At 41.8% G+C, this 5,752-nt stretch carries 7 protein-coding genes; 4 read left to right on the plus strand and 3 right to left on the minus strand.

Features of this window, described 5'->3' with window-relative positions; translation table 11 throughout:
• Positions 1 to 16 precede the first annotated feature (16 nt).
• The 3 genes from ACESM0_RS11310 to ACESM0_RS11320 form a co-directional block, all read right to left on the minus strand.
• Positions 17 to 400: a hypothetical protein gene (locus tag ACESM0_RS11310; protein ID WP_372906318.1), complete on the minus strand. Its 384-nt coding sequence runs from the start codon at positions 398 to 400 to the stop codon at positions 17 to 19.
• Positions 401 to 559: 159 nt separating this feature from the next.
• Positions 560 to 1,006 (minus strand): IS200/IS605 family transposase, encoded by a 447-nt coding sequence (tnpA, locus tag ACESM0_RS11315; protein ID WP_372906319.1) that lies wholly within the window; start codon positions 1,004 to 1,006, stop codon positions 560 to 562.
• A gap of 208 nt (positions 1,007 to 1,214) precedes the next feature.
• Positions 1,215 to 1,832, minus strand: coding sequence for a hypothetical protein (locus ACESM0_RS11320; RefSeq protein WP_372906320.1), 618 nt, complete (start codon positions 1,830 to 1,832; stop codon positions 1,215 to 1,217).
• A 208-nt stretch (positions 1,833 to 2,040) separates the two neighbouring features.
• Between ACESM0_RS11320 and ACESM0_RS11325 the strand changes: the two genes are divergently transcribed.
• The 4 genes from ACESM0_RS11325 to ACESM0_RS11340 all read left to right on the plus strand — a co-directional run bounded on the left by ACESM0_RS11325 (position 2,041) and on the right by ACESM0_RS11340 (position 5,491).
• On the plus strand, positions 2,041 to 2,415 hold the full coding sequence (locus ACESM0_RS11325) for a hypothetical protein (RefSeq protein ID WP_372906321.1): 375 nt from the start codon (positions 2,041 to 2,043) through the stop codon (positions 2,413 to 2,415).
• A gap of 81 nt (positions 2,416 to 2,496) precedes the next feature.
• Positions 2,497 to 3,621 carry a CaiB/BaiF CoA transferase family protein gene (locus ACESM0_RS11330; protein WP_372906322.1) on the plus strand — a complete coding sequence of 375 codons (1,125 nt, stop codon included), beginning with the start codon at positions 2,497 to 2,499 and terminating at the stop codon, positions 3,619 to 3,621.
• Entirely contained in the window at positions 3,621 to 4,466 is an 846-nt protein-coding gene (locus tag ACESM0_RS11335; RefSeq protein ID WP_372906323.1) for a MaoC family dehydratase N-terminal domain-containing protein, read from the plus strand. Before ACESM0_RS11330 ends, ACESM0_RS11335 begins: the two co-directional genes overlap by 1 nt.
• 113 nt (positions 4,467 to 4,579) lie before the next feature.
• The gene (locus tag ACESM0_RS11340) at positions 4,580 to 5,491 is read left to right on the plus strand and encodes a universal stress protein (RefSeq protein ID WP_372906324.1); all 912 of its coding nucleotides are present in this window, start codon (positions 4,580 to 4,582) and stop codon (positions 5,489 to 5,491) included.
• The last annotated feature ends 261 nt before the right edge of the window (positions 5,492 to 5,752 follow it).

The following is a 5,752-nucleotide window of genomic DNA, read 5'->3' on the forward strand; positions in this document are numbered from 1 at the left end:
CCTCCAAGTTGTATCGTTAAACTTCAATTATATTTTTAGGGCGTACCTCAAGATCCCGCACTTGATCAGCACTGCTGACTTGGGACAGTTGGTACGCCTTTCTTTTTTTCGTGGCTATTCTGCTTATGGGAGCTGCCTCGTCAAAGGGTTGTTCGCGTCGCTTTGTCGCCATTTCCTGCCGTTGAGCATCTTTTTGGGGAGCAGGGATCTTTTTTTGTTGATTGGCCTGATCCACCGCATGATCATATCCGGTTTCGCTGGAGAGAACTCCCCAGATAATGCGAAGCAGCTTGTGCATCACTACCCCCAGAGCTTGTTTATGGCTTTTCCCTTTGCCGCGATGGCGGTGATAAATCGGTTTTAAATGCGCATCTTTTAGTACGGTATTGTTGGCACACATATACAAGGTTCGGAACACTTGGAGGGTTGGGATTAGACTAGGTTAAATTTTTGGATTAATAAACCCCGAATGGGGTTTTATGTGAATAGCCACGGGTTTTAACCCGTGGTAATTCGTCAAAAAAGAGTTGAAAACCCTGAAGGGGTTTAATGACAGATGTTAAAGTAAATTTCGCTCATCAAACTTAATCTTATGCTCTTCTAAAAGAGAAATGAATTCTTCTTTATAGCTTACATTTTTATGATGTTTTTCCTGATTTTTTACGTACTCAATTAAACGATCAAGAGCGGTAATTTTATAAGTAAATGCACCGTAACCATCTTGCCACCCCTCAAAATCTGTAAATAGTTTCTTACTTTTTATAAAGTTTCCTCTTGAAACCTTAACAATTTTAACTAAGTCTGAAACTGAATGAGTAGGGTGAATATGAGTTATGATGTGAATATGATCTGATACCCCGTTTATACGATATAGATGACAATTTTTGTTGTTCAGAATGCCCCAGATATATTTAAACAGTTCTTTCCGGTTTTCTTTTATTAAAATAGGCTGTCGGTTTTTGGTGCTAAATACGATCTGATATAGTAATTGTGTGTAAGTGCCCATAATTCTCTCCATTATTTTAAATACTAAAATGCCTGATCACTGATTGTAGTTCAACCCTTTCAGGGTTGTGTTTTTATATTCACTGTTCACCCTGGGTTCGCAAGCGTCACCCAAGGTTATTCATATACTATCCTTTCAGGATAGATATTATTCTATTTAACTTATATCCGTTTGTTAATTTAGATCCTAAAGCCCTTGATGGGTTGATTTACAGTTCCATCTCTAGATCTACATAATCGTAATGCTTTCGTTTAAAAAGCGGATAGATCAAAAAGAGCGCAGTGGTAATGATCCCAATCCAGTACATTCCCCAGGCGTAGGTCATATGATTGGCAAGCACTCCTTTCATGCTGAACATGTTATAATAGTCGTGAGCGGAATCGGGCAGGTTTCCGATCAGCGGCATTCTTCGGGCAACAGCGTCCGCTGCGTATGCGGAAGATTCGATCCATGAAAATGCAGTCAGAAGTAATCCCAGCTGAGCTACAAAATGCTGGCGATTCCACCATCCGTAGAGAAAAATCAGAACGGGAAGCAGGATCTGAAGAAGAGTACCGCCCAGAATGGTGAGAAACCGGCTGCCAAAAAATCCGAAGAAGGTATGTCCGGCCTCGTGCACAATCAGCAGAAACCAGTCGATGAAAAAGAAGAAAGGAAACAAAAAGAATGGATAGGGATATTGCCAGGCAAAGGAGATCTCCCAACTGAGAGCCATCCAGTGTTGTTCAGCCAAAACCCAACAGAATGGAATACAGATCACCGAAAACCACCATTTTCGAATGTGAGGAAGGGCCCGATCAAAGTAGTGCTGAAAACGGTTGTCCATTTTGGGTGTGTGTAATTTAATCAGATAATAAGTTTTTGATAGTAGGGATTTCGTAATATCAGAGCAAGTTGATACGGGGCTAAAAGCCTCCAAGGGTTTCGAACTTGGAGGGGCGATCACACAAAGAATCAAAATCGCCATTTTGGATTGATATGTTTATCCTTTGTGTTGTAATGAGAAACAGAATGTAAATCGAAAAAATTATTTTATGAAAATTGTAGATCCTTCAGGAAAAGAAGTAACCAGCAAAGAGAATAAAGACGCGAAAGAGCTCGAAAAGCAGCTCAACAAAAATATTGAGAAATTGCTCGAACCGATTTTTAACAAAATCAAGCTTCAGGGAGCTCAGGTACCTCAGGAACAATTGATGCAGCTCTCTTCAGCAGCGCACCAGATGCTGTTCAACAGAATGATATTCAATCTGCTAAAAAAAGTAGGTGTGGAGCAGATCTCAGAAGTGCTCAGCGAAGATGATGTGGAAGAGCTTCAAACTTCATTGAGCAACCAGCTTCAGTTTGTGGATCCATCCCAGGGGCAGGGACCAGAAGGAAGCGGACAAGGAGAAGGTCCGAAGCAGGATTAGTAATCTGAATTTGAAAGAGCCGGCTTCTACTTTGGAGTTCGGCTTTTTTTATATCTAAACGAAAATTGTGAGTGTTATTTCATGAAATTTCAGCCGCTTAAAAATGTAACTATTGTCTCGGTTGAGCAGGCAGTATCGGCCCCTTTTGCAAGTTGTCGGCTGGCGGATGCCGGTGCGCGTGTAATTAAAGTGGAACGGGAGTCGGGCGATTTTGCAAGGGATTATGATGATTCAGTAAACGGTGAGAGCACTTATTTTGCATGGGTGAATCGCGGAAAGGAGTCGATTCGGATCAATTTAAAATCGGAAGAAGGAAAAAAACTCTTTATTAAGCTAGTTGAAAAAGCGGACATAATGATTCAAAACCTGAAGCCCGGCTCGATGAAGAAGTTGGGGTTTGGAAGCGAATCACTCCGTAAAAAATATCCAAAACTGATCACTTGTGACATCAGCGGGTATGGAGAAGAGGGTGAATATGCAGAAATGAAAGCTTATGACAATCTGGTTCAGGCTGAGTCGGGTTTGATTGATGTGACCGGCGACGATGACATGCGTGCAAAAGTTGGAATATCCATTGCCGATATTAGTACGGGCATGCACGCCTATTCGGCAATTTTGGAAGCATTGATGCATCGGGATCAAACTGGAGTGGGAGTTTCAATCAAGCTCTCAATGTTCGATTCGATGGCCGATTGGATGATGGTGCCGTGGTTTCATCAAAAATATGCCGGAAGAACTCCTCAACGAAAGGGTGTGCATCATGCAGAGATTGCACCTTATGGCCCGTTTAAGACGGCAGATAACCGGGATGTGATGATTGGTATTCAGAATGAGCGGGAGTGGAAAAGATTTTGTAATGGTGTTCTAAACTCTGCAATTGAACATTCAGATGAGCGATTTATGAAAAACTCAGAGAGGGTTAAGAATGTTACTCTCTTAAATGAGCTTATTCAAAATAAGGTCGGAAAGCTTAGCCATGAAAGAGTGATTCAGCTTCTGAAAAAGCACCAAATAGCTTTTGCGAACCTGAACACTCTTGAACAATTTGCCGAACATCCACAATTGCGATTGACCGAAGTGGAGATGAACGGAGAAATGATTAAAATGGCAGACAGACCGGCTCGTTTTACGGGATTTGAAATACATTTTGGCAAAATCCCTGCTTTGGGAGAACATGATGAAAAAATTAAAAAGGAGTTTAGCTGATGGATATAAGTAAGTGGATTGGAAATTCTTTCGACATTTCAGATACGATGGCTACCGAACAGCTTCAGAAGTTAGAAGCGCTGATGAATGGCGATCCTGATTCGGTAAGTGAAGGTTCGGAAATTTCACCTTGCGGTCATTGGATCTATTTCAATCCTCCCATTCCCCAAGCGGATTTGGGAATTAATGGACATGAACGAAACAGCGACTTTCTTCCACCGGTGGAACTGCCTCGCAGAATGTGGGCAGGCGGTAAAATCAAGTTTAAAAAACCCTTGAAATCAGGTGTGCCGGCAGACATGAAGTCGACGATTACCAAAATTGATGAAAAAGAAGGGAAATCGGGGGAGCTCTGTTTTGTAACCATTCGCCATCAGATTAGCACACGCGGTGCAGTTGCCATTGATGAGGAACAGACCATCGTATTCAGGGAAGAGAGTGAGAAGGGAGCGCATCCCATACGTACACAGCCGTTGGATATCGATCCGGAGTGGCGAAAATCTACCAAACCAAGCTCCATTCAGCTCTTCCGATATTCTGCATTAACATTCAACAGTCACAGAATTCATTACGACCAGGATTACGCGCGTGAGATGGAGGGGTATCCAAATGTTCTTGTTCATGCGCCATTTTTAGTTCATTTGATGATCGATGCATTTACATCAAAGGCAGACGGTAAAGTTATTTCAGAAATTAAGTATGAAAATGTAGGGCCTGTATACCTGGGTGAACAGATTACGATCTGCGGAAAAAGCATTGATAATACCAAAACAGCACTACGGGTTCACGGTTCGGAAGGAAAAATTGCTGTAAAAGCAGAGGTTCAATGGACTTATAATTGGTGATTTTTAGGTGATTATAAATCGTGGAAAACCCTATAACAAAAGCAGATGGTTTTAATTAACTTAAATTAGAGTAGAAAAAGTAAGAGTTTAGTTTTAAATAAAGAGGAGATCATATGTCTATACTATTTAAACACGCCGTAGTAGCGCTTGACCTTTCAGAAGCCAGTGATTTGGTTGTGAGTTGTGTCCCTCACTTGAAAAAATTTGGAATGAAAAAAGTAACTCTGGTCAATGTGGTTCCGATACCATACAGCACCAAGCGTAAAGAAGTGAATACCGAAGAGCACCGTGAAGTACTGGAAAAGTATAAAAAGAAGCTTGAAGCTGAAGATCTTACGGTTGAGATTGAGATAAGAAGCGGGGTGCATTTTTATCCTCCTACAGAGATATTGGAATCTGCGAAAGAACATGCTGCTGATTTTGTAGTAATAGGTAACCGTGGACACAGTAAAGTTCAGGAGATGCTGATGGGGAGCACGGCTACAGAGGTTCTTCACCGATCCGATCTACCGGTCTATCTGATCAACATGGAAGTGGAGTGGTACGATGATGACGTAGAGAAACGGAAGCTTGTTCTTGGTCAGGCTCATGAAAAATCACTGGATCATGTGTTACATCCAACCGACTTTTCTGAAAATGCCTATCGTGCGTTTGAAGTGATTAAAAAACTGGATAAAGAGGGGCTGATTAAAAAACTCTCCCTGGTACACGTTCAGGGACATCACGCCATTGCACTGAAAGATCCGGTTAGCCGTGATGAGCTGACCAAACAGACAGAACAGATTTTGGATGAAATGCGGGATCAGCTGTCCGGCAATACACGGGAAAATGCCCAGATCTACATCACGTTTGGAACACCTGCCAAAGAGATTGTTTCAGCAGCAGAAGATAATAAAGCCACTATGATGATTATGGGAAGTCAGGGTAAAGGCTTTGTGGAAAGATTCTTTATAGGAGGGGTGAGTAACCAGGTAACCCGGCAGAGTAAAATCCCGGTTCTCCTGGTTCCGGCCGAAAGAGATTAATTTTTTTGGTTTTAGAATCGTCCATCGCAGTTCGGGCGTTCGGTGATTCGTCATTCATTTCAATACGATTGACGAATAACGATGGACGAACGACCGATTAACTGATCACTGGAGACTTAGTTTTAAGATTTCTCTATGAAATTTGAATGTTTTCAACAAAAGTTGAAATTAACTCATCGCTTTTATCTTCGCGGGGATAAATCCCGCGCTCGTATGTAAAACCCATAAATGGGTTTGGAGGGATTGATTGAGTAAGATTTG

The organism is Rhodohalobacter sp., assembly GCF_041686455.1.
GTDB lineage: Bacteria > Bacteroidota > Rhodothermia > Balneolales > Balneolaceae > Rhodohalobacter.

What these genes read in the sequence shown, in the direction of transcription:
- ACESM0_RS11310 (WP_372906318.1), bottom strand. Translation starts at nt 400, where the DNA reads ATGTGTGCCAACAATACCGTACTAAAAGATGCGCATTTAAAACCGATT.
- tnpA (WP_372906319.1), bottom strand. Translation starts at nt 1,006, where the DNA reads ATGGGCACTTACACACAATTACTATATCAGATCGTATTTAGCACCAAA.
- ACESM0_RS11320 (WP_372906320.1), bottom strand. Translation starts at nt 1,832, where the DNA reads ATGGACAACCGTTTTCAGCACTACTTTGATCGGGCCCTTCCTCACATT.
- ACESM0_RS11325 (WP_372906321.1), top strand. Translation starts at nt 2,041, where the DNA reads ATGAAAATTGTAGATCCTTCAGGAAAAGAAGTAACCAGCAAAGAGAAT.
- ACESM0_RS11330 (WP_372906322.1), top strand. Translation starts at nt 2,497, where the DNA reads ATGAAATTTCAGCCGCTTAAAAATGTAACTATTGTCTCGGTTGAGCAG.
- ACESM0_RS11335 (WP_372906323.1), top strand. Translation starts at nt 3,621, where the DNA reads ATGGATATAAGTAAGTGGATTGGAAATTCTTTCGACATTTCAGATACG.
- ACESM0_RS11340 (WP_372906324.1), top strand. Translation starts at nt 4,580, where the DNA reads ATGTCTATACTATTTAAACACGCCGTAGTAGCGCTTGACCTTTCAGAA.